Raw genomic sequence first — 25,477 nt, forward strand, 5'->3', positions numbered from 1 at the left:
GCCTGTGTTGGGGGCAGCAAACCACAGGATATTCTGTTTATGCGCCAACTCCGCAGCCCACCCCTTGAAGCCACAGATTAGGATCTACGCAGAATTCGGTCCCGAGGTGCTTCCAGGAGTAGATCATGCCCAATGATGCTCAGCTGTTGCCGAAGTGGTGCTGCATCGGGCCGACTCCAAAGGACTGGGAACGAGCCTGGCCTGGCCCGGTAAATCGGCTTGCGGCCCAATCGGCACCAGCACCAGACCTATGAATGTCGCACCAAATTGGGAGTCAGACGATGACCGGTAAGACCATCCTCCTCTTCGAGGCGAAAAGCGGATATGCTCCGGAGGGCCAGCGACGCACCTTAGGGCCAGACGACATATTCGGAGCCGGCCGCGATATCGTCTGGAGCGCTTCCAGCGGGGTTTCCGCTGGATCAGTGCATTGGAACGGAAAAGCCTCCATCGCCAGTTTTCCCCATACGGAATCCCTGGTTGTCGTGGCAGGGCGACTTGTCCTGCATTCGGGCGGCTCAACGTTTGATCTCACATCCGGCGACAGCGTGGTCATCGGCCGGGGCAAGGACGTCACAGCGGAAGCGGAAAAAGGCACCCGCTGGATCTTCTGTGCGACGATCGCGCCAACATTGAGCACGCAAGGCGTCGTGGCGATCGATAGGCAGGTTGCACTTGCCCCCTCCCCGCCGCCTCCGGCGCAGTTCGTGGAGGGGGACACACCTCAGTGCAGTCACTTCAGGGCATTTTCCGACGAGGCGGTCGGCTTTCGAACAGGTGTCTGGGCGACGACGCCGCACGTCCGGCTGTCGCGCCCTCATCCCGTCCATGAATTGATGTATATCCTGGAGGGGCAGGCTGATGTGACCGATGGAGACGGTACGAAAACGTCAGTCGAGGCGGGAGACGCGATCTTCGTCGGTCGCGGGACGATCAACCGCCTATCGATCCACGGCAACCTCAAGAAGATCTTCGCCATCGTCGAAGGCCTGGAGATTTAACCGGATCAGCGGCCTCGTCTGCGGATAGAACGCCGAATGTTGAGGCTTACCCTTCTGCCGGCCTTCGGTGCTTCTATGCGGCAGGCGCGCCCATCTTTCGGGCGAGCGCCGTTGGCAGTCGCTCAGTCGTAAACGCAGACGTAGATCTTGCGCACGGTCTCGATGGTACGCCAGACGCCGACAAAACCGGGCTTCATCACAAAGCTGTCGCCGGCGCGATAAGTCTTCGTCTCGCCGTCTTTTTCGTCGATTTCAACGACACCGGAAATGATGTGGCAAAACTCGTAGACCGTGCCCTTGATGGAATGGTGCTCGCCGGGCGTCGCTTCCCAAATGCCGGTCAGCACCTTCTCGCCTTTTGAGGCATCTTGCGCCCAGGTCTTGTAGGTGGGATTGCCTGAAATCAGCCGTTCTGCGTCCGGCACGGCCTGTTTTGGGGCGAAGTTTGGATCGGTATCGATGGTCAACAGAAACGACATGTCATTTTCCTCGTTTAATAACCGCGTGTCCGATCGACCAGGCCGATCAGCTTTTCGCCGGCGCGGTGGCGCCGAATATTTTCAGTGACCGATTGCGCCGCCGTTTCCGGTTGCGTGACGGAGGCGGTGTGCGGCGTAATCGCTACTTTCGGATGTTGCCAGAGTGGATGTTCTGCCGGCAGCGGCTCGGGATCGGTGACATCGAGCATCGCCGCGGCAAGACGGCCGCTATCGAGAGCCTCGATCAAAGCCGCGTGGTCAAGGTGCGGCCCGCGGCCCACATGCAACAGCCGTGCGCCGGCCGGCAGCTGTGCGAAGAGCTCGGCATTGAGGATGCCGCGCGTCTCGTCGGTCAGCGGCAGCAGACAGACCAGGATGTCGGTCTTCGCCAAAAAGGCGGCCAGTCCATCCGTGCCATAGTGGCAGGTAACGCCGTCGATTTGCTTCTCGCTTCGGCTCCATCCTGCGAGCGGAAATTGGAAGGGCTTCAAGCGTTCGATCGCCGCCTGCGCCAGAATGCCGAGGCCCAGAAAGCCTATTCGGCGCCGAGCGGCCTGCGGCGCGGCGAGCGTCTGCCAGACAGACTGTCGCTGCAGCTCCCGGTAAGCGAGCATCTCCCGGTGGAGCGTCAGGACGCCGAGAGTGACGTATTCTTCCATCATCCGGATAATGCCGTCCTCGACCATGCGGACGACCGCTACATGGTCCGGTAGGCTGCCCTGTTTGAGCTGATCGACGCCGGCGCCGATACAAAACAAAACTTCCAAATTGCGGTAACGCGAGATATCGCCTGGGATCGTCCATGTCAGAAGATACCGCACCCTTTGCGGATCCACCGGCTGGCCCTGCCCGACGAACTCCAGATCCGGCAGTTCGCGCGCAAAAATCTCCTGGAAAACCGCACCGCGTGTGGCATCGGAGTTGAAGAGAAACGCCATGAAAATCGCCTTCTTTCAGCCTTCGGCAAGATGGGTGCCGAGTTCCTCGATCATCGTCTGGCATGCCGCGAGCTCGCCAACTTCGATGTATTCGTCAGGCCGGTGTGCGCGACCAATATCCCCAGGACCGCAGATGATGGAATCGATGCCAGCCTGCTGGTAGAGCCCGGCCTCCGTGCCATAGCTTACGGCGGCAAGCGGCTCCTGCCCCGTCAATTTCATCAGCAGCGTTGCGAGGTCGCTGCCTTCAGGGAGCGCAAGTCCCGGGTAAGCGCTCAGCTCGTGCCAGCCCACCTCGAAGCCCTGGTCTTTGAGAGCCGCAAGCCTGGCCCTTACCGGCTCCAGCAGAGATGACGGGGAGATACCCGGCACAGCGCGGACCTCGATATCGGCGGTGCAGCGATCCGGAATGATATTGACCGCCTGGCCGCCAGTAATGACGCCAACCTGCAATGACGAGTAGGGAGGCGCGAAATCATGGTGGAAGGGCCCGTTCGTCAGGGACTTGCCGTATTCCGCAATCTCGGTGATCAGATTGGCCATGGCATGAATGGCGTTAAGCCCCAGATTAGGGCGTGAGGAATGACCCGAGCGCCCGATCACCTCGAGGCGGACAGCCGCCTTGCCTTTGTGCGCCCGAACGGCCTGCATCCGGCTCGGCTCGCCGATGATCGCCCCCAACGGTGCATTGCACAGGTTTGGCAGCTCGGCGATGAGATGCGGTACGCCGCGGCTGCCTGCCTCCTCGTCATAGGAGAAGGCAAGGTGAATTGGCCGTCGCAGGTTCATGGCGGCAAGCTTCGGCAATGCGGCCAAGGCGCAGGCGAGAAAGCCTTTCATGTCGCTGGTGCCACGTCCGTAAAGTCTGCCTTCCTCGGCGCGCAGAACGAAAGGATCCGAACTCCATTCCCGTTCGCCGGCCGGCACGACATCCATGTGCCCGGACAGAATGTAACCCTGGCCTTCGCGCGGTCCGACAGTCGCGAAAAGGTTGTACCGGTCACCTTCCGGGCCGAGATGGACCGTCACATCGGCTCCCGCCTTCCGGCAATAGTTACGTATCCAGTCGGCAATCGCGCCATTCGGCGTGCCGACAACGGAGGGAAATGCGATCAACCTTGCGAGAATTTCTTTGACGTCCATGGGAGTGACCAAGTTGCCTTCAGAGTGGTCTAGATGTTACTAAGCCTAAGCGCAGGGATGCGTTTTACCTGCTGAGTAGGGCTTCGGTTCAGCTGAAGATTTCGAATTGTTGCGATGAACAAGCCAATCCTGCCGGCCTTGGTGTGCAATATTGTGACTTGGTTGCAATCGGCGCATGATCAAAGACACTGTCTACCTCCAGTGGAGCTTGGTGATCCGGCGAACGGAGCGGATATCCGAAAATGCAAAAATCAGTGCGCCTGAAATCATTCGAATTGATCGCGCAGGATATAAACAGTGTCGATGTCAGCCTGCTTCACGCGCTGTCGATCGGCGTCGGCTGGCCGCACCGGCCCAAAGACTGGGATCTCCTGCGGCGCGCTGGGCTTGGCATCGTTGCGGTCGATGGCATAGGACGCGTCTTCGGAAGTGCGATGTGGTTTCCGCATGGCGATGATTTCGCCACGATCGGTCTGGTGATCACCTCGCCTCGCACGCAGGCGCAAGGGACCGGGCGATGGCTCATGGACCAAGTGTTCGAGCAGTGCGGCGACCGCAATCTGAGCTTGAATTCGACCCATGCAGCTTACAGACTTTATGTTTCGCTCGATTTCACCAAGGAAGCGATTGTCTATCAATACCAGGGAGATGTTGGGCCGAAGCTTCCTCCCCTGCCGGAGCTGAATGGGCAGTTGAGCGAACTGTCCAGCGACAAAATCGAGGAGATCAACGCTCTCGATACGCGAGCCTTCGGCACCGATCGCGGCAAGTTGATCGCTTTGCTTGCTGAGGGGGCGTCCATTTGCACACTCCGGCGAGGCGACGAAATCGTCGGCTATTCCATGTGCCGCGAGTTCGGGCGTGGCCATGTGATTGGTCCGATCGTGGCAAGCAATGATCAGGACGCGATCAATCTTGCCGCCGTGCATCTCAAGGATTTGGCAGGCGGGTTCGCACGTGTTGATACCCGAGAGAAAGGCCTGTTCGCCGAGTTCCTTCAACAGAGCCGGCTCGCCGTCTCCGATACCGTTACGACCATGTCCAAGGGGCGTAATTTCTTAAATAGGCAGAGCGGCGAACCGGCGGTTTATGGTTTGGCCGGCCATGCGCTAAGCTAGTGTAATGGACTGGCGAAATCTAATTTTACGCTGATGGATTACCTTCTCCCCCGTACTGACGGGCAGAAGGGACGTGCCCTACAAGACCCTGGTGACGGAGAGGCCGCGGCATTCGCCCGTTTACGGGGGTTCGAAGGACGGGTCGAGACCCGTGGCTCGACCCCGGTCGGTCGCCGCAGCCGGATGGGCAGTTGTCGGCGATCGCGTGCCTGAGGTGTCGAGCGCATTCCCGCAAAATTGTGTGGTGGATTGCACAAACACGAAAAGAGATAGAGCATCCCCGCGACTCGAAGAAACAGAAATGGTCTATCTGAGGAGACAGTCATGGAATTGAAGGACGCAACTTTGTTTCGGCAGGCCGCATTGGTCGGCGGCGATTGGATCGAGGCCGGGGACAATGCGATCGCCGTGGATAATCCCGCGACCGGCGAGATCATCGGCCGCGTTCCCAATCTGGGGGCTGCGGAAACCAAGGCGGCGATTGCCGCAGCCGAGATTGCGCAGAAGGAATGGGCAGCCCGCACCGCCAAAGAACGGTCGGTGATCCTGCGGCGCTGGTTCCAGCTGATGATGGACAATCAGGACGATCTCGGCCGCATCCTGACATCAGAACAGGGCAAGCCGCTTGCTGAAGCCAAGGGCGAGATCGCCTATGGCGCGAGTTTCATCGAATGGTTTGCCGAGGAGGCGCGGCGTGTCTACGGCGACATCGTTCCCGGCCATCAGAAGGACAAGCGCATTCTGGTGATGAAGCAGCCGATCGGCGTCGTTGCCGCCATCACCCCGTGGAATTTCCCGAATGCGATGATCACCCGCAAGGCGGGGCCGGCCTTTGCCGCCGGCTGCGCCATGGTGTTGAAGCCGGCCTCGCAGACGCCCTTTTCGGCAATTGCCATTGCCATCCTTGCCGAGCGCGCCGGCTTCCCCAAAGGCCTGTTCAGCGTCTTGACCGGCTCGGCGCGCGCCATCGGTGGCGAGATGACCGCAAGCCCCGTCGTACGCAAGCTGACCTTCACCGGCTCGACCGAAGTCGGCACCGAGCTTTACAGGCAGAGCGCCGCGACCATCAAGAAGCTTGGGCTGGAACTCGGCGGCAACGCCCCCTTCATCGTCTTCGACGATGCCGATCTCGATGCGGCCGTGGAAGGTGCTTTGATCGCCAAGTTCCGCAACAACGGCCAGACCTGCGTCTGCGCCAACCGCCTCTATGTGCAGGAGGGTGTCTATGACGCCTTTGCCGAGAAGTTGTCGAAGGCCGTCGGAGCGCTGAAGACCGGCAACGGCTTCGACGAGGGCATCAATCTCGGCCCGCTGATCGACGAGGCAGCACTTGCCAAGGTCGAAGAGCATGTCGCCGATGCGCTTTCCAAGGGCGGCCGGGTCATTGCCGGCGGGCATCGCCATCGGCTCGGCGGGCGCTTCTATGAGGCGACGGTGCTGGCCGACGTCGCCGCTGGCATGGCTGTGGCGAAGGAAGAGACGTTCGGACCGGTGGCTCCACTCTTCCGCTTCAAGGACGAAGGCGATGTGATCGCCCAGGCCAACGACACCGAGTTCGGTCTCGCCTCCTATTTCTACGCCAAGGATCTCGCCCGGGTCTTCCGGGTCGCCGAAGCGCTGGAATACGGCATGGTCGGCGTCAATACCGGGCTGATCTCGACGGCCGAAGCCCCCTTCGGCGGCGTCAAGCTCTCCGGCCTCGGCCGCGAAGGCTCGAAATACGGCATCGAGGAATTCACCGAAATCAAATATGTCTGCCTCGGCGGCATCGCCTGAGGCCAAAACAAGGCCCAAGACAAGCATAGCCCATCCACGATTTCTGTTCTTTTCGAGAAACGGCCGTCATGGCTATGGGCTTGCCGTCGAGGCGGCGTCATCGACCTGTCGGCTCACCACGGTGCAAGCTGAGCATCGTGGAGGGTCACCGGCCTTTTGCAGAGCAAACTCCGACGGCGTATCCTCGATTCGATGATGACCCTTTGGCAAGTTCATCCAGGCGCTATGGTGCAGGAAAAGCAAGGGCGAGCATGGGACAAGATACAAGCCACGTTCAGGAGCGGATGACGATTGTCGGTGATCTCGAGGCTGCGTCCTTTGTCCCCTGGATCCGGCGCCATGCCGCCAAGCTCGGGCTCTCGCACAGCATATCTCATACAAGTTCGATGCGGATTGAACTCGAGCTTTCAGGACCGGAGGATTTGATCGACATGATGGAGGTGGGGTGCTCGCTGGGGCCAATCGACGTATGGGTCGAGAGCATAGAACGCACGGCGATCATCGGAGAAACGGCCTGACACCAAATGCGGTTTTTTGCGATGTGCATATTATTTAATCAATATTGCCAATGCGAAATAACTATGCAAACGTGAGGCCTTGAGCGCAACTGCCTTGAGGCCAAGGTGGAGCGTGCTCTACAAAACATAGTATGGTTCAGGAAGTCTAGTCATGCCATCCGATACGACCGGCTTTTGGACGCCAGTCGCCCTTTCCCGAGATCTGCCGGCCGCAACCGTCATGCCGGCCCGGACGGCATCTGGATCGATAGCCCTCTGGCGCAGCGCTTTGGGGCGTATATCGGCATCGGCGGATCGCTGTCCGCACCGCGGCATGCGTTTGTCCCATGGCTTCGTGCGCGGCGAGGCACTTTCCTGCATCTATCACGGCTGGAGCTATGGTCAGGCCGGAAACTGTCTGCGCATTCCCGCCCATCCGGGGCTGGCGCCGCCGGAAACCATCCGTGTCGCCACCCATGACGTCGAGGAAGCGGGCAGCGTGATCTGGGTGGCGGTCGGCACGCCCACTTCGAAGCCGCCGAGGCTTGACGGCCTCATGCCCCTGCGCTCGCTGACGGCGTTTGCCGGCACTGCCGCGATCGAGGCGGCAGCCGGCGTGAAGGCGAACCCTGACGGTCTTATCGAGATCGACGCATCCACGGGCAGCTTCTGTCTGCTATTATCCGCTCAGGAAGATGGGCAGACGCTGATCCATGTGCTGCTGAAGGGTGACGTCGGCCCCGCCGTCGCCATCGGCGCTTCGCGGGCCGCCGAAGGCCTGCGCCGCCGGGCTGAAGGTCTTCAGAAAAAGGAGATCGCGCGGTGAGGATGCAGGCGATGATCGACGAATGGTATCCGGTCGGGCTTTTCAGTCAGCTTGAGAGCCCCGGTCGCAGGACGGCGTTGATGGGCGAGCCGATCGAAGTGGCGAGCGACGCCGATGGCAATGCGCGGGTAACGGCCGGCGACGGCCGTGTTCTGCCGGTGCGCGTACGTTACGGCCATGTTTGGTCTTCCCTCGGCGAGCCGAAGAAGGATATTTTCCCGATCCCCGAGGCCGACCAGCCCGGCCGCCGTTTCGTCGACGTCGGCGTGGTGCGGGTACGCTGCTCGCCCCTGCGCGCCGTCGAGAACTTCCTCGACATTGCCCATTTCCCCTTCGTCCACACCGACATTCTCGGTGCAGAGCCGCACACGGAGGTTCAGAACTACAAGGTCGAGATCCGCGAGGAGGAAGACGAAGTCTGGGCAACGCAGGTGAAGTTTTACCAGCCGCAGGCCTCCAAGTCGGCAAGCGGCGGGATCACCACGGAGTATATGTACCGCGTGCCGGCACCGACCTGTTCCGTGCTCTACAAGACCTGCCCGCCGCGCCCGAGCGAATGGGATGTCATCACGCTCTTCGTGCAGCCGCTGGCCGAGGACCTGTGCGACGTCTGGCCGTGGATGGCGCTCTTCGACGACGAAACTGCGATGACCGACCTCATCCACTTCCAGCAGACGATCTTCCTGCAAGACCGTTCGATCCTCGAAAACCAGATCCCGCGGCTCCTGCCGCTTGATCCCGGTATGGAAATCCCGACGCGGGCCGATCTGACATCGATCGCTTACCGGCGTTGGCTCAAGCGTCACAATTATACTTACGGCGCACAGCTGGTGGCGCAATGAGGCTCTACGACTACATTCTTTCCCCCAGCTGCTACAAGGTGCGCCTGATGGCGGCGCTGACCGGCGTGAAGCTGGAACTTCGTCCGGTGGATTTCCATCCCGGCGCCGAGCATCGCGGCCCCGAGCTTCTCACCCTCAATCCGGCAGGCTCCATTCCGATCCTGGAGGATGGTGATCTGATCCTGACCGAGTCGTCGGCGATTCTCGTCTATCTCGCCGCCAAGGCAGCACCCGAATGGCTTGGTAATGGCGCGGCGCGGGAAGCGGCCCAGGTGCAGCAATGGCTGTCGTTCTCCGGCCGGCTGACGGCAAGCCTCGGCGGCGCGCGACTTCATGAGATGCTGCTGCGGCCGGGCGATATCGGCGCGCTGCAGGCCCAGGGTATCGCCGCACTTCGCGAGCTCGAGGCCGGGCTCGTCGAGCAGGGTCTTCGCGGCGTGCGCTTTCTTGCCGCCGACCGGCCGACAATTGCCGACATCGCCTGCTTTCCCTATGTGGCGCTGGCGCCCGATGGGGGCGTGACGCTGGATGCTTATCCCGCCATCCGGCTCTGGTCGCGGGCGCTGCGAGCCCTCGACAAGTTTATCGAAATGCCGGGTATTCACCGGCTGCACGAATTGAAGCCCGAACCTCATATCGAAGAACCGGGCGAGGCGTGACATGACCGGCTATCTCCTGAAGAACTGCGCGGCCGTGATCGTCGACGAGGGCAAGGGGCCGGTCGTCCGTCGCCATGTCGATCTCCTGACCGACGGTTCGGCGATTGTGGCGATCGGCGAAAATCTGGCGGCGGACGCGCTTTTCGCCGGCACGACTGTTCAGGATGCTGCCGGCTGGTTCGTCTATCCCGGCCTCGTCAACACCCATCATCATTTTTTCCAATGCTTCGTGCGCAATCGCGCCGATCTCGACTGGACGAAGCTTTCGGTCATCGAGTGGCTGGACTGGATCTACCCGATCTTTTCGCAGCTCAACGAGGAGTGTTTTTACCACTCCTCCGTCACGGCGATGGCCGAGATGATCAAACATGGCTGTACCACGGCTTTTGACCATCAATACAATTTCCCGCGGCACGCCGGGAAGCGGCTGATCGACCGCCAGTTCGAAGCAGCCGAACTGTTCGGCATGCGCTTCCACGCCGGCCGCGGCGGCAATACCCTGCCGAAGTCGGAGGGCTCGACCATTCCCGACGAGATGCTGGAAACGACCGATGAATTCATCGCCGACTGCGCCCGGCTGATCGACACTTACCACGATGCCAACCCCTTCAGCATGCGCCAGGTCGTGGTGGCGCCCTGCCAGCCGGTGAATTGCTATCGCGAGACCTTTGCGGAATCGGTGGCGCTGGCGCGTGATCGCGGCGTCATGATGCACACCCATGTCGGCGAGGGCGAAAGCCCGGTCATTCATGCTCGCCATGGCATGCGCACGGTCGATTATCTGGAAGAAGTCGGCTTTGCCGGGCCGGACACCTTCTATGCCCATTGCTGGGAGTTGAGCCACGACGAACTCAGGAAGATGGCGGCGAGCCGCACCGGCGTGGCGCACTGCCCGGAGCCGGTCTATCTGGTCGGCGCTGAAGTCACCGACATTCCCGCCATGGCCGCCTTCGGCCTGCGCATCGGCCTTGGTTGCGACGGGGCCGCCTCCAACGACAATTCCAACCTGATGCACTGCCTGCACTCCGCCTATATGCTGCAGTGCCTGGTCTCCTCCAGCCGCGCCCATCCCGTGCCGCCGCCCGTCGATTTCCTCGGCTACGGCACGACAGGCGGTGCGAGCCTGCTCGGCAGGCGCGACATCGGCCGGCTGGCGCCCGGCATGGCAGCCGACCTGTTTGCGATTGACACGCGCCGCATGGATTATGTCGGTACGCGGCACGATCCGTTGAGCCTGATTGCCCGCGTCGGCATCGGCATGGCGACCGACATGACGATGATCAATGGCCGCATCGTCTGGCAGAAGGGGGAATTCCCCGGTCTCGACGAGGCCAAGCTTTCTGCCGACGCCGAGGCTGCACTCGCAGCCGTGAAATTCTAAAAACCAAAAAAGGGAACCCGTGAACATGACCAAATTGACCCGCAGAAACCTGATGACGGCCGCTGCCGCCACCGGCCTTGCCGGCGCGCTCGGCCGCCGTCTTGCCTTCGCCGCCGACCAGCCGCTCGGCATCACCCTCGTCGTCCCTTCGCCGATCGGCGACGTAGGCTGGGGGCACGCCCTTGCCGCCGGTCTCGAGCCGATCAAGGCCGCTTACGGCGACAAGGTGAAGGTCACGGTGCTTGAGAATATAGCCGAAGGCCCGGACGCCGACCGCATCATGACCAAGACCGTCGCCGACGGAAATAAGTTCCTGATTGCCGGCTCCTTCGGCTATCAGAACGGCGCCCTGCAGATCGCCCGCCGTGATCCGAGCGTGACGGTCCTGCATGCCTCCGGCTTCCAGGTTGCTCCGAATTTCTCGCCGTTCGCCGCCAAATATTTCCAGGGCACCTATCTGCTCGGCATGGCCGCGGCGGCGCTTTCCAAGACCGGCAAGCTCGGCTCCGTCTCGGCCTTTGCCATTCCCGAGCTCATTACCTCGATCAACGCCTTTACGCTCGGCGCCCAGGCGGTGAAGCCGGATATCGAAGTCTCCGTCGTCTGGGTCAATTCCTGGTTCGACCCGGCCAAGGAGCAGGAGGCAGCCAAGGCGCTGATCGCGCAGAAGTGCGACGTGATCTTCTCCAATGCACAGGACACGCCATCCGTCATCTCTGCCTGTGAGGACGCCGGCGTCTACGCCTTCAACCTCAATTCGTCGATGAAGAAGTATGCGCCGAAAACCTATCTCGGCTGCATCTCGACGGACTGGTCGCCCTTCTTCAAGGCTTCGGTCGATGCCCATCTCGCCGGTACGTTCAAGGGGGCCAATACGTTCCTCGGCGTCGCCGACAAGGTCGTCGAAGTGGTCGACTGGAACCCAGATATTCCGGCCGACGTAATGACCAAGATCAAAGAGGTCGAGGCAAAGATCGCCGACGGCAGCTTCTCGCCCTTCACCGGGCCGATCACCAAGGCCGACGGCAGCGAAGGTGCCGCCTCGGGCGCAACCATGGCCGACCCTGAGATCATAGCCATGAATTGGCACGTCAAGGGCGTCTCGACGCCGCTGCCGAAATAATTCATGACCACCCCGCTCCTGTCGCTGCGTGGCATTTCGAAAAGCTACGGCCAGATCCATGCCAATCAGGCAATCGATCTGGACGTGGCTCCGCAATCGATCCATGCGATCCTCGGAGAAAACGGGGCGGGAAAATCGACGCTGATGAAGCTGATTTACGGTGTCGAGCAGCCGGACGACGGAGATGTCGTCTGGGAAGGAACACCCTTGCGCCTCGCCTCCCCCGGGGAGGCGAGGCGCAAGGGTATCGGCATGGTCTTCCAGCACTTTTCGCTGTTCGAGACATTGACGGTCATCGAGAATATTCAGCTGGTGGTGCCGGGTCGCAAAGCTGATCTCAAGGAACGTATCCGGACGCTTGGACGGGAGTTCGGCCTCGAAGTCGATCCGCTTGCCCATGTGCATGCGCTGTCGGTCGGCGAGCGGCAACGGGTGGAGATCATCCGAAGCCTGATGACCAATCCGAAGCTGCTGATCCTTGACGAGCCCACCTCCGTCCTGCCGCCGCAACTGGTGGAGAAACTCTTCGACACCCTGCGTCGGCTGCGCGACGGCGGCGTTTCCATCCTGCTGATTTCCCACAAGCTCGAAGAAATTCGGGCGATCTGTGACCGCGCGACGATTCTGCGGAGCGGACGCGTGACCGGAGATATCGACCCGCGCGATCACGACGCCCATGACCTTGCCCGGATGATGATCGGCCGCGATATGCCGGCACCCATCTCGGCGCTGCCGCTGTCTGGCGGGGAAAAGCGGCTGGAGATCATCGGTTTGGACCACCAGCCCGACGATCCCTTTGCGGTGCCGCTCTCCGGCCTCAGTCTCGAAGTGCGTTCCGGCGAAATCCTTGGGATCGCCGGTATTTCGGGCAACGGCCAAAGTGAGCTTGCCGCGCTGATTTCGGGCGAGACCATGCTGGGGCGCGAACAACGCGACCGGATCTACATGATGGGAATGGATGTCGGCAGGCTCGATGCCGCCGCGCGGCGGCAGCTCGGATTTGCCTTCGTTCCGGAAGACCGGCTCGGACGCGGCGCCGTGCCGGAAATGTCGCTCGTCCTCAACAGCTTGCTGACGGCCCATCCACTCAAGCTTTTACGGCGTGGTCTCATCGAAAGGGCACGAGCGATGACATTCACCAAGGATTGTATCCGTCAGTATGATGTCCGCACACCCGGTCCGGATGCGGAAGCCGGCACCCTGTCCGGCGGCAACCTGCAGAAGTTCATCGTTGGCCGCGAAATCATGCTGTCTCCGAAATTGCTTTTCGTGGCGCAGCCGACCTGGGGCGTCGATGTCGGCGCTGCATCCGCCATCCGCAGCCGCCTGGTCGCATTGCGCAATCAGGGCATGGCGATCCTCGTCATTTCCGAGGAACTGGAAGAACTGTTCGAGCTCTGCGATTCCATCCAGGTGCTGCATCACGGCCGGCTCAGCCCGCCGCTCGCAACGCGGGACACGAAGCCCGAGGAGATCGGCCGATACATGATCGGGGCACATACCTCGCCCGAGAAAGTCCAGTGATGAGCGCTTGGTTACCCGCTTCCGTTCCCACCCTGGTCCGCCGGGAGCGTGCCTCGCTGGCTGCGGCCCTCTGCGCACCCGTCATCGCGCTCGGGGGGGCGATCGCACTTAATCTTTGCCTTTATGTCTTGATGGGCCGCGACCCCGTCGCGGTCGTCTATGCGATGCTTTTCGAGCCCTTCCTCTCCTGGGCTTCATTTTCGGAAGTGCTCTTAAAGGCTGGGCCCCTCCTCCTCATCGCCCAGGGGCTGGCAATCGGCTTTCGCGCCAAGGTTTTCAATATCGGCGCCGAAGGCCAGTTTATCCTTGGGGCGATCTTCGCCTCCGCCATTCCGGTCTGGTTTCCCCAGGCGACGGGCCAGTGGATCTGGCCGGCGATGCTGCTGCTCGGCGCCATCGGCGGCGCACTCTGGGCTTCTCTTACCGCCTTCTGGCGCGTACGCCTCAACGCCAACGAGATCCTCGTTTCGCTGATGCTGAGCCTCGTTGCCGCGCAACTGTTGAACTATCTGCTGCTCGGCCCCTGGAAGGATCCGAACGGCTTCAATTTCCCGCAGTCGGTGATGTTCCAGTACGATGCGATGGTGCCGACCCTGATTGCCGGTACTCGTGTCAACGTCTCCTTCCTCATCACCCTCGTTTTGTCGGTTGCGGCCTGGGTCTTCATGCAGAAGAGCTTCATCGGCTATAAGCTGCAGGTCGGCGGCCTGGCGCCGAGGGCTGCCGGCTACGCCGGCTTCAGGGAAGGTTGGGCGATCTGGCTTTCGCTGCTGATCGGCGGTTTTGCTGCCGGCCTTGCCGGCGCCGCCGAAGTTGCCGGTCCGCTCGGCCAGCTGCAGCGTTCGGTCGCGAGCGGCTATGGTTATGCGGCCATCATCGTCGCCTATCTCGGCGGCCTGCATCCAATCGGCATCGTGGTCTCGGCGCTGGTCATGGCGGTCATCTATATCGGCGGCGACAATGCCATGGTCTCGGCCGGCCTGCCGATCGCCGCCGTCCGTGTCTTCCAGGGCAGTCTGCTGCTCGCCTACCTGATCGCCGTCGCCTTCGTGCGCTACCGTCTTGAATGGCGCCGCACCGCCCAGCGGAGCCTGCCATGAACGCCATCGAGTTCATTCTTGCCGGCATGCTTGCTGCCGCGACACCGTTTCTTCTGGCAGCACTCGGCGAACTGGTGGCCGAGCGCGCCGGTGTCCTCAACCTCGGGGTCGAGGGATTGATGGCGCTTGGCGCCGTGCTCGCCTTCATCGTCGTTTATCATGGCGGCGGACATTTTCTCGGCTTCATCGCCGCAGGGCTCGGCAGCGCTGCCCTTTCCCTGCTTTTTGCCTTCGTCACGCTCGGGTTCCGGGCAAACCAGGTGGCCGCCGGCCTTGCCATCGGCATCCTTGGCCAGGGCCTCTCGGCGCTTTTCGGCAAGACCTATGAAAGCCTGACGGTCAAAGGTCTTTCAAAGCTTGCTCTTCCAGGGCTGTCGGAACTCCCGGTCATCGGCGGTCTTTTCGTCCAGGACATCGTCGTGTGGATTTCGCTCGCCGCGACCCTCGCTCTCTGGGCCATACTTGCCTACACCAAGCTTGGTCTCATCGTCCGGGCCGTTGGCGAGAACCCGAAGGCCGCCCACGCTATCGGCTATTCGGTCATATCGGTCCGTATCCTCGCCATCGCCTTCGGCGGCGCGATGGCCGGCTTCGCCGGCGCCTACGCGGCGGTCGTCTACACACCACTTTGGGCCGACGGAATGATCGCCGGACGCGGCTGGATCGCCGTCGCTCTGGTCGTCTTCGGGACCTGGCTCACCGGTCGCATCTTCCTCGGCGCCTGCCTCTTCGGTGCGGTCTCGCTGATGGGGCTTGCAGCCCAGGCAAGCGGGCTGGACGTTCCCTCGCAATTGCTCTCGAGCCTGCCTTATCTCGTCACGATCATCGTGCTCGGCATCATCTCCGCCGACCGCCGCCTGCTGAAACTGAACGGCGTCGCTTCACTGGGCGAACCATTCGAGCGATAGAGCATCGTGCGGAAAGGTGTCAGCGGTCAGCCGCGATCGCGTTTCTTGCGACTGCGCACTTCAAATTGGACGAGCAGCGACTTGAGTTCGATCTCGCGAACGCGTCGTGCCGCTTCATCCGGGCTGACCCATTCGAGAATACGCTGATCCCGCTCCTTGAAATCGCCGCTGATTTCCGTGACCTCAATCTGAAACATGTCGACGATACAGGGGGCCACATCGCCATTGTCGAATTCTTTGAGATAGGTATAGCGTCCGACCGGCTTCTTCTTCACCAGCCCGCGCACGCCTGCCTCCTCCCATGCTTCGATTGCTGCTGCTTCGAAAGGCTTTTTCCCCTTCATCGGCCACCCTTTCGGGATGACCCAGCGTGCGCTCTCGCGCGATGTGATCACCAGGATTTCGACCTCGGATCCGGCATTGCAATGGCGGAAGCAAATAGCGCCATATTGTTGGCGGAATGCGCCGGCGAACAGCGTTTCAGGAACAGCAGCGAGCTGCCGCAGTAGTGGCTGGGTTTTGTCCAGTCTAGGCTTCCTGCCTTTTTTGCTAGGCGTCATAGCGATGGAGTAGCCGATTTGCTTGTTGCTTCAATTGCCTGAGCGTGTTTATGACACATTTATGACAGTCGGCCGCACGAGGAAGGTTCGCAGGCATGATGAGCATTTTTCGCAAGCTGATGCCACGGGAAGACAGATTCTTTGAAATGTTTTCCAAGCATTCGAAGACCGTCGTTGCCGCGGCGCACGCCCTCGATCAACTCCTGAAGGGCAATGACGTTCAGAAAAACTGTGAACGTATCGTCACATTGGAAAACGAGGCCGACGACGTCACGCGTGAGGTTCTTCTTGCCGTTCGGCGAAGCTTCATCACGCCCTTCGACCGGGGGGACATCAAAGACCTTATTCAGTCGATGGATGATGCGATCGACATGATGCACAAAACTGTCAAGACGATCCGCTTGTTCGAGCAATCCTGCTTCGATCCGCTCATGCAGCAGATGGGCAGTGAAATCGTCAAGGCGGCAAACCTTGTCGCCGAAGCGATACCCCTCCTCGACAAATTGGGAGCCAATGCGCAACGTCTCGCAGCCATCGCGGAGGAGGTCACCCGAGTGGAGGGACGTTCCGATGAGCTCCACGACCAGGGCTTGAAGGAGCTGTTTGTGCGTTATGGCGCCAGCGGCAATGCGATGGCCTACATGATCGGAAGCGAAATCTACGGAGAGCTGGAGAAAGTCGTCGACCGCTTCGAGGATGTCGCCAACGAGATCAGCGGCATTCTCATCGAGAACGTCTGATGGATGCCTCCCTCGCTTTGCCGCTGTTCGTCGGCCTGGTCGTTGTCGCCCTGTTCTTCGACTTTCTCAACGGTCTGCATGATGCGGCCAATTCGATCGCCACGATCGTCTCGACCCGCGTCCTGCGGCCACAATATGCGGTCGCCTGGGCGGCGTTCTTCAATTTCATCGCATTCCTGTTCTTCGGTCTGCATGTGGCCGAAACGCTGGGAACCGGCATCATCGATCCTGCGATCGTTTCGCCTCAAGTGATCTTCGCCGCACTGATGGGCGCTATCATTTGGAATATTCTCACCTGGATTTTCGGGATTCCGTCCAGTTCGTCGCATGCGCTTGTCGGTGGGCTGGTGGGGGCCGGCCTGGCAAAGGTGGGTTTCAGTTCGATCGTCTGGAACGGCCTCCTAAAGACCGTCGGTGCCATTTTCCTTTCGCCAGCCATCGGCTTCCTGCTCGCCCTCGTGCTGGTGCTCGCCGTCTCCTGGTTATTCGTCCGGCAAACGCCGTTTGCGGTGGATCGGACATTTCGCGTCATGCAATTTGTGTCCGCTTCGCTCTACTCGCTTGGCCACGGCGGGAACGATGCGCAGAAGACGATGGGCATCATTGCGGTACTCTTGTTCAGCCAAGGATATCTTGGCCCGACATTCTACGTGCCTTTCTGGGTGGTCATTTCCTGCCAGTCGGCAATGGCTCTCGGTACGCTCTTTGGCGGATGGCGGATCGTTCATACCATGGGGTCGAAGATCACTCGGCTCAACCCCATGCAAGGTTTCTGCGCAGAGACGGGCGGAGCGTTGACACTCTTCGGAGCGACGTGGCTCGGTATTCCCGTTTCGACGACGCATACCATCACTGGAGCAATCGTTGGAGTGGGCGCGGCTCGTCGTGTTTCAGCCGTGCGCTGGGGATTGGCCGGCAACATCGTGATAGCCTGGATCGTAACGATGCCGGCGGCTGCGGCAATATCCGCAGCGTTCTACGGCCTCGTATCTTTGCTGCAATGAAATGAGGTGACGGCGAGGCAATCACCTCGCATTGACCCTCCCCTCTTGAGCTTTGCCAGTGGCAATACCGACGAATAGGGCGGGCAGAATCCATTCCCCCGTCCTCGTCATCGCGACTTCCATATTGCGTGCACTGCACAAATAGAGCGCTCCCATGGCTGCGGCCACAGCAGTAATCGCACAAAACGGAAGCAGAAAATAACAAAGCCCAAAAAATAGGCATTTATCAATTCTTCGCATTTCTCCTTTTGCTTCATGCCGTTACCAACTCTTCTTGAAATTGGCACGCTGCTTGCAAGTCCTGAGACGCACCGGTCAACGGCGACCGGTGCGGATAGGCGCGGCATAAGCGCCTACATCAGACACCGACGTCGCAAGGTCTTTGCTCTCCGGGATGCTCCCATCCCCTGGACGCAATTTCCAGCGGCGTTTTTTTGTGTCCAAATTCAGCCAGCAGAGGGAACCTGCGCATGACAACGAATTTGAAGACTGGGATTTCGACAATAGGCATAACCCGCCGCAGCATGCTCAAGACGACCGCAGCGGCTGCCCTCATCGGCGCCGTCAAAACTGCCTTTCCGTCCGGCGCCTTCGCAGCCGGAGCAGGCCCTGAAGTGAAAGGCGTCAAGCTCGGCTTTATCGCTCTCACGGATTCCGCGCCGCTGATCATCGCTAGAGAGAAGGGCTTTTTCGACAAGCATGGCCTTCCGGAAACGGATGTGGCCAAACAGGCATCCTGGGGCGCGACCCGCGACAATCTCGTGCTGGGCGGCGCAGCAAACGGTATCGACGGTGCCCATATCCTCTCGCCGCTGCCCTATCTCATGCATACCGGCAAGGTGACGCAGAACAATAAGCCGGTGCCGATGGCGATCCTCGCCCGCCTCAACCTCGACAGCCAGGGCATTTCCGTCGCCAAGGAATATGCCGAAACCGGCGTGCAGCTCGATGCCTCGAAGCTGAAGGCCGCGTTCGAGAAAAAGAAGGCAGAAGGCAAGGAGATCAAGGCCGCCATGACCTTCCCGGGCGGCACACACGACCTCTGGATACGCTATTGGCTCGCCGCCGGCGGCATCGATCCAAACAAGGACGTTTCGACCATCGTCGTGCCGCCGCCGCAGATGGTTGCCAATATGAAGGTCGGCAACATGGACGTCTTCTGTGTGGGCGAACCGTGGAACGAGCAGCTCGTCAACCAAGGCATCGGCTTCACCGCGGCTACCACCGGCGAGCTCTGGAAGGGTCATCCCGAAAAGGCGCTGGGGCTCCGCGCCGAATGGATCGAAAAGAATCCCAATGCGGCCAAGGCCTTGCTGATGGCTGTCATGGAGGCCCAGCAGTGGTGCGAGAGCATGGATAACAAGGCGGAGATGGCGGACATTCTCGGCAAGCGCCAATGGTTCAACGTTCCGACGAAGGACGTGCTCGGCCGCCTCAAGGGAGACATCAATTATGGCAACGGCCGCGAGGTCAAGGCCACCGACCTCTACATGAAGTTCTGGAAAGACGGCGCCTCCTATCCGTTCAAGAGCCACGATACCTGGTTCATGACGGAAAACATCCGCTGGGGAAATCTGCCGGCGAGTACCGACATCAAGGCGCTGGTCAACCAGGTGAACCGTGAAGATATCTGGCGCGAGGCCGCCAAGGATCTCGGTGTCGCGGCGGCCGATATTCCCGCCTCGTCTTCCCGTGGCAAGGAGACCTTCTTCGACGGCAAGATCTTCGACCCTGAAAATCCTTCCGCCTATCTCGACAGCCTTTCGATCAAGGTTGTCTCCTAACCCCGCCTCCGGCGCGCCACGGGCGCGCCGGCCTTTCGTTCATGTGAGGAGCGCGTCGATGTCCGCCCTGGCAAATAAAGCAAATCCCTCCACTGCCGTCTCTGCCAAGCCGGCGGCAAAAATTCTGCCATTATCCGGCAAGCAAAGATCACGGATCGATTTTCGTCATGCGGCAACCGCCACGTTTCGCAACGTCGTTCCGCCAGCCGTGGTGCTGGCACTCATCCTGCTCTTCTGGCAGGCGCTCTGTTCATCGCCGGATGCGTCCTTGCCCTCGCCGCATCGGGTCTGGCAGGAGAGCTACGACCTGATCGCCTATCCGTTCTTCAACAACGGCTCCCAGGATATCGGGCTTGGCTGGCGCGTGCTCGTTTCGCTGCAACGCGTGCTCTATGGTTTTGGCTTGGCCTCCGTCACCGGCGTTATCGTCGGAGCGATCATCGGCCAATCGGTCTGGGCAATGCGCGGTCTCGATCCGATCTTCCAGGTGTTGCGAACGGTTCCGCCGCTCGCCTGGTTGCCGCTATCGCTCGCAGCCTTCCAGGATTCCAACCCTTCCGCGATTTTCGTCATCTTCATCACCTCGATCTGGCCGGTGATTATCAACACCGCCGTCGGCGTACGTAATATCCCGCAGGACTACCGCAACGTTGCCGAGGTGCTGCGGCTCAATCAGTTCGAGTTTTTCTGGAAGATCATGCTGCCATCGGCGGCCCCCTACATCTTCACCGGCCTGAGGATCGGAGTCGGCCTCTCCTGGCTCGCCATCGTCGCGGCCGAAATGCTGACCGGCGGCGTCGGCATCGGTTTCTTCATCTGGGACGCATGGAATTCGTCGCGCCTGCCGGACATCATCGTCGCGCTCGCCTATATCGGTATCGTCGGCTTCGCACTCGACAAGCTGGTGGCTGCGCTCGGCAAACTCATCACGCGCGGCGCCACCGCCAACTAAGGAACGTCCCGATGAATGCCTATCTGAAGCTCGATCATATCGACAAACATTTCGATCGCAGCGGCGTGCGCGCCGAGGTTTTGAAAGACATCAACCTGACGATCTCCGCGGGCGAATTCGTCTCGATCATCGGCCATTCGGGCTGTGGCAAATCCACTCTGCTCAACCTCATTGCCGGCCTGACCCCGGTTTCCGCCGGCGCCGTGCTCCTCGAAAATCGTGAGGTCAACGGACCCGGTCCCGAACGCGCCGTCGTTTTCCAGAACCACTCCCTGCTGCCTTGGCTGACGGTTTACGAGAACGTCAATCTGGCCGTCTCCAAGCTCTTCAACCGAACGAAGACCAAGGCCGAGCGGCATGACTGGGTCATGGCCAACCTCGACCTTGTGCAAATGGCGCATGCGAGGGATAAGCGGCCTTCGGAAATTTCCGGTGGCATGAAACAGCGCGTCGGCATTGCCCGCGCGCTTTCGATGGAGCCGAAGATCTTGCTGCTCGACGAGCCTTTCGGTGCGCTGGATGCGCTGACCCGCGCCCATCTTCAGGACGCAGTGATGGAAATCCACGCCCGGCTCGGCAACACGATGGTGATGATCACCCATGACGTCGATGAGGCGGTGCTGCTCTCCGACCGCATCGTGATGATGACCAACGGCCCGGCGGCCCGCATCGGCGAAGTGCTCGATGTGACCATGTCTCGTCCCCGCAATCGCATCGAACTCGCCTCCGACCGGACATATCTCAAATGCCGGGAGGCCGTGCTGAAGTTCCTTTACGAACGCCACCGCTTCATCGAAGTCGCGGAGTAGAGACCGGAAACAACGGCGTGATTGACCGGTCGCAGCCTGCTTACTCCTCGGCCGTTGCAAATACCGCGCTGGCATCGCTGACAATTTCCACGTGGGAATATGCCGCCTGCCCCGCGGCGGCTGCGTCCGCGCGCATGATTGCGGTCACGATCCGGCCGTGCTCTTCATAGGATTTCGCCAGACGTCCGGGCAGACGGAACTGCGCCCGCCGAAAAGCCGCGAGCCGCGCCCGCGTCTGAGTCACCATCTCGAAGACATGATCGTTATGCGCGCCGCGATAAAGCCGGGTGTGAAATTCGGTGTTGTGAGCCGAATATTCCTCTTCCGCGCCGGCATGCACGAGCTTCACCGATCCCCGATGATCCAGTTCCAGCGCCCGCCGCTCATCGACCGTCATACGCTCGGCCGAGAGCCTGGCACAGATCGCTTCGAGTTCCGCCATCGCCTCGAACATCGAATGCAGATAAGCCTCGGTGACATTGGTAACGACGGCACTGCGGTTTGGTTCGCGCGCAACCAATCCCATGGCGCTGAGCTCACGCAAGGCTTCTCTGACCGGTGTGCGCGAAACGTCGAAACGAACCGCGAGCGACACCTCGTCCAGCTTTCCGCCCGGCAGGATTTCGCCTGTGACGATCATGTCGGAGATCGCCCTCACCATCTGTTCGACGGTGGTTCCGGTGCGGATGATTTCTCTGCGTTTGGCCTGCTTCACGATACGAATCTGCTCACGTCAACACTCTGCATACAGATGCCGCTCAGCACGCCATAAGTCAAACTACGTGGCGAAGATATTGTTAGATTTTCACTTTCCGATGCAAGGCACAGTCCGCAACAGCTTGTCGACTCGCTGACTGCGCACCTAGATTGAGCAAAAAACAGTTCATGATTATTTTTTATGCGTTACTGCGGTCAATCTGCATGCACTTTAAACAATACAGGCTGCTACTCCAAAAATAATATATAAAAAACAATAAATTGGGTTCTGGCATGAGCATTGCATGCACTTTACTGTCCTGTTTCGCAAACCGGCCCAGCGCCGCAAGGAGCATTCCAATGACCAAACTCCTTTCCATGAACCGCCGCAATTTCCTGCAGGCTTCCGCTGCCGGAGCGCTGGCCAGCGCCATACCGGGCCTGATCGGCTCCTCCGCAGCGGCCCAAACCGCGCTGACCATCGGCTTCATCTATGTCGGCCCCAAGGACGACTACGGCTACAACCAGGCGCATGCGGAAGGCGCCGCCGTGGTCAAGGCGCTGCCGGGCGTGACGCTGGTCGAAGAAGAGAACGTTCCGGAGACCGTCGATGTTCAGAAGACCATGGAGTCGATGATCAATCTCGACGGTGCGACCCTGCTGTTTCCGACCTCCTTCGGCTATTTCGACCCACACATGCTGGCCATGGCCGCTAAACATCCCGACGTTCAGTTCCGCCATTGCGGCGGCCTCTGGCAGGAAGGCAAGCACCCGGCCAATACGGGCTCCTATTTCGGCTATATCTTCCAGGGCCAGTATCTGAACGGCATCGCCGCCGGCCATGCGACGAAGAGCAAGAAGATCGGCTTTGTCGCCGCCAAGCCGATCCCGCAGGTTCTGCAGAACATCAACGCCTTCCTGCTCGGCGCGCGCGCAGTCGACCCTGCTATCACCTGCCAGGTAATCTTCACCGGCGAGTGGTCGCTCGCCGTCAAGGAGGCCGAAGCCACCAACGCCTTGGTCGACCAAGGCGCCGACGTCATCACCTGCCACGTCGATAGCCCGAAAGTGGTTGTCGAGACGGCCGCGGGCCGCGGCGCCTTCGTCTGCGGCTATCACGCCAACCAGAGCCCGCTCGCTCCCGAAAAGTACCTCACGGGCGCCGAATGGGCCTGGGGCAACGTCTATGGCGACTTCGTCAAGAAGGCGCAGGCCGGCGAAAAGCTCGGCAATTTCGTGCGCGGCGGCCTGAAGGACGGCTTCGTCAAGATGAGCGCGCTCGGCCCCGGCGTGTCCGCAGAGGGCCGCAAGGCCTTCGAAGCCACGCAGGCGGACATGATGAAGGGCGGCTTCTCGGTTTTCAAGGGACCGTTGAAGGACAACAAGGGCGACACCGCCGTGGCTGCAGACAAGAGCTACGCTGAAGACGCGATCGAGCTCGAAAGCATGAATTATCTGGTCGAGGGCGTCGTCGGGTCCACATCGTAAACCGCGAAGGGAGAAGCGCCATGACCATCGAGGCCAATCCTGCAATATCGATCGCGGGAAAACCGGCTTCACTGCGCCCGGTCCTCGAATGGACCGCGCGGCGAGCCGAGCCGATCGTCATCGGCCTCGCGGCCATCCTGATCGGTCTTGCGCTTTTCTCCCTCTTCATCCTGGCGGTCGGCAAGTCGCCGGCCACCCTCTTCCAACTGATGTACACCGGCGGCTTCGGCAGCTGGTTTTCGGTGCAAAACAGCCTAAGCCGTGCCGCACCCCTTCTCCTGACGGCACTCTGCGTCGCCCTGCCCGCCCGTCTCGGCCTCGTCATCATCGGCGGGGAAGGAGCGGTTGTGTTGGGCGGCGTTGCTGCCGCAGCCATGGCTCTGCCGCTCGCCGGCACCGCGCCGGTCTTCCTCACCCTCGTTCTGATGGCGATGGCGGCCATGGTGGTCGGCGGCATCTGGATCGGCCTCGCCGGGTTCCTGCGCCACTACCGCGGCGTCAACGAAACCATATCGTCGCTGCTGCTCTCCTATATCGCCATTGCCCTGATGAACCAGTTCGTCGAAGGGGTGCTCCGCGATCCGGCAAGCCTCAACAAGCCGTCGACCAGGCCGCTGCCGGCGGAATACATGCTCGGCAATATACCCGGCATGGACGTGCATTGGGGTCTTGTCATCGGCATCCTCGCCTGCATGGTCTCGTGGATCGTGATCGAGGCGACGAGCTACGGTTTTGCCGCCCGCATCGCCGGCGGCAACGTGCGAGCCGCCCAGATCCAGGGGCTGCCGGTCGGCAAGCTGATCGCGGGATTTACCGCACTTGCCGGCAGCTTTGCCGGTCTGGCGGGCATGATCGAAGTGGCGGCGGTGCAGGGAAGTGCCAATGCTTCGCTTGCGGCGGGCTACGGTTATACCGGCATCCTCGTCGCCTTCCTCGCCAGGCACAATCCGCTGGCGATCATTCCAGTGGCGATCCTGCTCGGCGGCATCGAAGCCTCGGGCGGCCTCATCCAGCGGCGCATGGGCCTGCCGGATGCGACCGTTCTGGTGCTGCAGGGAACGCTCTTCATCGTTATTCTTTTCTGCGAGACATTCTACGGCCGCTTTAAGATCTTCAATCCCGATCTCTGGAAAAGGAGCCTCTGATGGAAGAGACAGGCATCGGCATCTGGGGCGTGCCGCTGGCGATCTTTGCAGGCGCCATCCGCGTTTCCACCCCGTTCATCTTCGTTAGCCTCGGCGAGACGATCACCGAACGCTCCGGCCGCATCAATCTCGGCCTGGAAGGCACGCTGGTCTTCGGCGCCATGACGGCTTATGCGGTGGCCGTCATGACTGGCTCACCGACCCTCGGCGTGGTGGCCGCGATGATGGCCGGCGCGATCTTCGGCGTCATCCACGGCTGGATCTGCAAATTCCCCAAGGTCAATGACATCGCCATCGGCATTGCGATGATGCAGTTCGGTCTCGGCATGGCGTTCTTCCTCGGCAAATCCTTCATTCAACCCGTGGCGCCGAAACTGCCCTCGATCGCGCTCGGAGGCTGGTCGAGCATGCCGCAGCTACAGGCGGCGCTCAATATCAACGTGCTGTTCTTCATCGGCGCCGCACTTGCTCTCTTCCTGTTCTGGGCCTTCAAGAACACCCGCATCGGTCTGATCCTGCGCGTCGTCGGCGATAGCACCGACGCGGCCCGGGCCATGGGCATCGACCCTGACCGGGTTCGCCTGCTGGCGACGGCCGCGGGCGGCTCGCTGGCGGCGATCGGCGGCGCCTACCTTTCGCTCTATTATCCGGGCTCGTGGAACGAAGGCATCTCGTCGGGTCAGGGCCTGATGGCCGTGGCCCTAGTGATCTTCGCGCGCTGGAACCCAATCGGCTGCTTCCTCGCCGCCCTGCTTTTCGGCGGTGCCGGCGCGCTCGGCCCGGCGCTGCAATCGGTCGGCGTCACACAAGGCTACTACCTCTTCTACGCTGCCCCTTATGTCCTCACCCTCATCATCCTGATTGCCACCTCCTCGCCCACCCGCTCGCTCGCCGGTGCGCCGGGCGCGCTGTCGCTGACGAAATAACGGAGCCTTGTGATGAACGGACTTGGCGGTCTCAACAAATCTGCCGCGGAATAGGAGA

Annotated in this window: 25 protein-coding genes; 20 read left to right on the forward strand and 5 right to left on the reverse strand. The window is 60.9% G+C overall.

All coding sequences use genetic code 11. The features are described 5' to 3' along the window. Positions 1-281: 281 nt before the first annotated feature. Positions 282-1,001 carry a cupin domain-containing protein gene (locus J3O30_RS23285; protein WP_207584936.1) on the forward strand — a complete coding sequence of 240 codons (720 nt, stop codon included), beginning with the start codon at positions 282-284 and terminating at the stop codon, positions 999-1,001. A gap of 122 nt (positions 1,002-1,123) precedes the next feature. Here the strand turns inward: J3O30_RS23285 and J3O30_RS23290 are convergent, their stop codons facing one another. Genes J3O30_RS23290 through argE form a run of 3 tightly spaced genes read right to left on the reverse strand, consistent with a single transcriptional unit; the run spans position 1,124 to position 3,561 of the window. Continuing rightward, positions 1,124-1,480, reverse strand: coding sequence for a cupin domain-containing protein (locus tag J3O30_RS23290; protein ID WP_207584937.1), 357 nt, complete (start codon positions 1,478-1,480; stop codon positions 1,124-1,126). Between the two features lie 14 nt (positions 1,481-1,494). Next, complete coding sequence (locus J3O30_RS23295; protein ID WP_207584938.1) at positions 1,495-2,418, reverse strand: glyoxylate/hydroxypyruvate reductase A; 924 nt, start codon at positions 2,416-2,418, stop codon at positions 1,495-1,497. Positions 2,419-2,433: 15 nt separating this feature from the next. Continuing rightward, complete coding sequence (gene argE / locus J3O30_RS23300; RefSeq protein ID WP_207584939.1) at positions 2,434-3,561, reverse strand: acetylornithine deacetylase; 1,128 nt, start codon at positions 3,559-3,561, stop codon at positions 2,434-2,436. Between the two features lie 242 nt (positions 3,562-3,803). Here argE and J3O30_RS23305 point away from each other — a divergent pair, with 242 nt between their 5' ends. The 11 genes from J3O30_RS23305 to J3O30_RS23355 all read left to right on the forward strand — a co-directional run bounded on the left by J3O30_RS23305 (position 3,804) and on the right by J3O30_RS23355 (position 15,315). Then, complete coding sequence (locus J3O30_RS23305; protein ID WP_207584940.1) at positions 3,804-4,679, forward strand: GNAT family N-acetyltransferase; 876 nt, start codon at positions 3,804-3,806, stop codon at positions 4,677-4,679. 324 nt (positions 4,680-5,003) lie between these two features. Beyond that, positions 5,004-6,455: an NADP-dependent succinate-semialdehyde dehydrogenase gene (gabD, locus tag J3O30_RS23310; protein WP_207584941.1), complete on the forward strand. Its 1,452-nt coding sequence runs from the start codon at positions 5,004-5,006 to the stop codon at positions 6,453-6,455. Between the two features lie 251 nt (positions 6,456-6,706). Beyond that, a complete protein-coding gene (locus J3O30_RS23315) occupies positions 6,707-6,973 on the forward strand; it encodes an acylphosphatase (protein WP_207584942.1) in 267 nt (88 codons plus the stop codon). A 151-nt stretch (positions 6,974-7,124) separates the two neighbouring features. After that, positions 7,125-7,778 carry a Rieske 2Fe-2S domain-containing protein gene (locus J3O30_RS23320; RefSeq protein WP_207584943.1) on the forward strand — a complete coding sequence of 218 codons (654 nt, stop codon included), beginning with the start codon at positions 7,125-7,127 and terminating at the stop codon, positions 7,776-7,778. After that, complete coding sequence (locus tag J3O30_RS23325) at positions 7,775-8,620, forward strand: aromatic ring-hydroxylating dioxygenase subunit alpha (RefSeq protein ID WP_207584944.1); 846 nt, start codon at positions 7,775-7,777, stop codon at positions 8,618-8,620. The genes J3O30_RS23320 and J3O30_RS23325 overlap by 4 nt, the downstream gene beginning before the upstream one ends. Further along, complete coding sequence (locus J3O30_RS23330; protein WP_207584945.1) at positions 8,617-9,279, forward strand: glutathione S-transferase family protein; 663 nt, start codon at positions 8,617-8,619, stop codon at positions 9,277-9,279. Before J3O30_RS23325 ends, J3O30_RS23330 begins: the two co-directional genes overlap by 4 nt. Before the next feature lies 1 nt (position 9,280). After that, the gene (locus J3O30_RS23335; protein WP_207584946.1) at positions 9,281-10,660 is read left to right on the forward strand and encodes an amidohydrolase; all 1,380 of its coding nucleotides are present in this window, start codon (positions 9,281-9,283) and stop codon (positions 10,658-10,660) included. 25 nt (positions 10,661-10,685) lie between these two features. After that, entirely contained in the window at positions 10,686-11,783 is a 1,098-nt protein-coding gene (locus J3O30_RS23340) for a BMP family ABC transporter substrate-binding protein (RefSeq protein WP_207584947.1), read from the forward strand. 3 nt (positions 11,784-11,786) lie between these two features. After that, the gene (locus tag J3O30_RS23345; protein WP_207584948.1) at positions 11,787-13,307 is read left to right on the forward strand and encodes an ABC transporter ATP-binding protein; all 1,521 of its coding nucleotides are present in this window, start codon (positions 11,787-11,789) and stop codon (positions 13,305-13,307) included. After that, entirely contained in the window at positions 13,307-14,407 is a 1,101-nt protein-coding gene (locus J3O30_RS23350; protein WP_207584949.1) for an ABC transporter permease, read from the forward strand. Before J3O30_RS23345 ends, J3O30_RS23350 begins: the two co-directional genes overlap by 1 nt. Continuing rightward, complete coding sequence (locus tag J3O30_RS23355; RefSeq protein WP_207584950.1) at positions 14,404-15,315, forward strand: ABC transporter permease; 912 nt, start codon at positions 14,404-14,406, stop codon at positions 15,313-15,315. Before J3O30_RS23350 ends, J3O30_RS23355 begins: the two co-directional genes overlap by 4 nt. 26 nt (positions 15,316-15,341) lie before the next feature. On the opposite strand, the gene J3O30_RS23360 is transcribed toward J3O30_RS23355, so the two are convergent. Beyond that, a complete protein-coding gene (locus J3O30_RS23360) occupies positions 15,342-15,875 on the reverse strand; it encodes an NUDIX hydrolase (protein ID WP_207584951.1) in 534 nt (177 codons plus the stop codon). Between the two features lie 95 nt (positions 15,876-15,970). On the opposite strand from J3O30_RS23360, the gene J3O30_RS23365 reads away from it, so the two are divergent. The 5 genes from J3O30_RS23365 to J3O30_RS23385 all read left to right on the forward strand — a co-directional run bounded on the left by J3O30_RS23365 (position 15,971) and on the right by J3O30_RS23385 (position 21,164). Further along, complete coding sequence (locus J3O30_RS23365) at positions 15,971-16,615, forward strand: DUF47 domain-containing protein (protein WP_207584952.1); 645 nt, start codon at positions 15,971-15,973, stop codon at positions 16,613-16,615. Then, positions 16,615-17,619 (forward strand): inorganic phosphate transporter, encoded by a 1,005-nt coding sequence (locus tag J3O30_RS23370; RefSeq protein WP_207584953.1) that lies wholly within the window; start codon positions 16,615-16,617, stop codon positions 17,617-17,619. The genes J3O30_RS23365 and J3O30_RS23370 overlap by 1 nt, the downstream gene beginning before the upstream one ends. Before the next feature lie 470 nt (positions 17,620-18,089). After that, positions 18,090-19,403 (forward strand): CmpA/NrtA family ABC transporter substrate-binding protein, encoded by a 1,314-nt coding sequence (locus tag J3O30_RS23375; protein ID WP_207584954.1) that lies wholly within the window; start codon positions 18,090-18,092, stop codon positions 19,401-19,403. Positions 19,404-19,461: 58 nt separating this feature from the next. After that, the gene (gene ntrB, locus J3O30_RS23380; RefSeq protein ID WP_207584955.1) at positions 19,462-20,355 is read left to right on the forward strand and encodes a nitrate ABC transporter permease; all 894 of its coding nucleotides are present in this window, start codon (positions 19,462-19,464) and stop codon (positions 20,353-20,355) included. Between the two features lie 11 nt (positions 20,356-20,366). Further along, the gene (locus tag J3O30_RS23385; RefSeq protein ID WP_207584956.1) at positions 20,367-21,164 is read left to right on the forward strand and encodes an ABC transporter ATP-binding protein; all 798 of its coding nucleotides are present in this window, start codon (positions 20,367-20,369) and stop codon (positions 21,162-21,164) included. A gap of 40 nt (positions 21,165-21,204) precedes the next feature. Here J3O30_RS23385 and J3O30_RS23390 read toward each other — a convergent pair whose 3' ends face one another. Continuing rightward, positions 21,205-21,879 (reverse strand): GntR family transcriptional regulator, encoded by a 675-nt coding sequence (locus J3O30_RS23390; RefSeq protein WP_207584957.1) that lies wholly within the window; start codon positions 21,877-21,879, stop codon positions 21,205-21,207. 341 nt (positions 21,880-22,220) lie between these two features. Here J3O30_RS23390 and J3O30_RS23395 point away from each other — a divergent pair, with 341 nt between their 5' ends. Genes J3O30_RS23395 through J3O30_RS23405 form a run of 3 tightly spaced genes read left to right on the forward strand, consistent with a single transcriptional unit; the run spans position 22,221 to position 25,419 of the window. Next, complete coding sequence (locus J3O30_RS23395) at positions 22,221-23,348, forward strand: BMP family ABC transporter substrate-binding protein (RefSeq protein WP_207584958.1); 1,128 nt, start codon at positions 22,221-22,223, stop codon at positions 23,346-23,348. Positions 23,349-23,368: 20 nt separating this feature from the next. Beyond that, positions 23,369-24,493: an ABC transporter permease gene (locus J3O30_RS23400; RefSeq protein ID WP_207584959.1), complete on the forward strand. Its 1,125-nt coding sequence runs from the start codon at positions 23,369-23,371 to the stop codon at positions 24,491-24,493. Beyond that, entirely contained in the window at positions 24,493-25,419 is a 927-nt protein-coding gene (locus J3O30_RS23405; RefSeq protein ID WP_207584960.1) for an ABC transporter permease, read from the forward strand. The genes J3O30_RS23400 and J3O30_RS23405 overlap by 1 nt, the downstream gene beginning before the upstream one ends. Positions 25,420-25,477: the final 58 nt, after the last annotated feature.

This window comes from Rhizobium sp. NZLR1, assembly GCF_017357385.1.
In the GTDB taxonomy this organism is placed as follows: domain Bacteria; phylum Pseudomonadota; class Alphaproteobacteria; order Rhizobiales; family Rhizobiaceae; genus Rhizobium.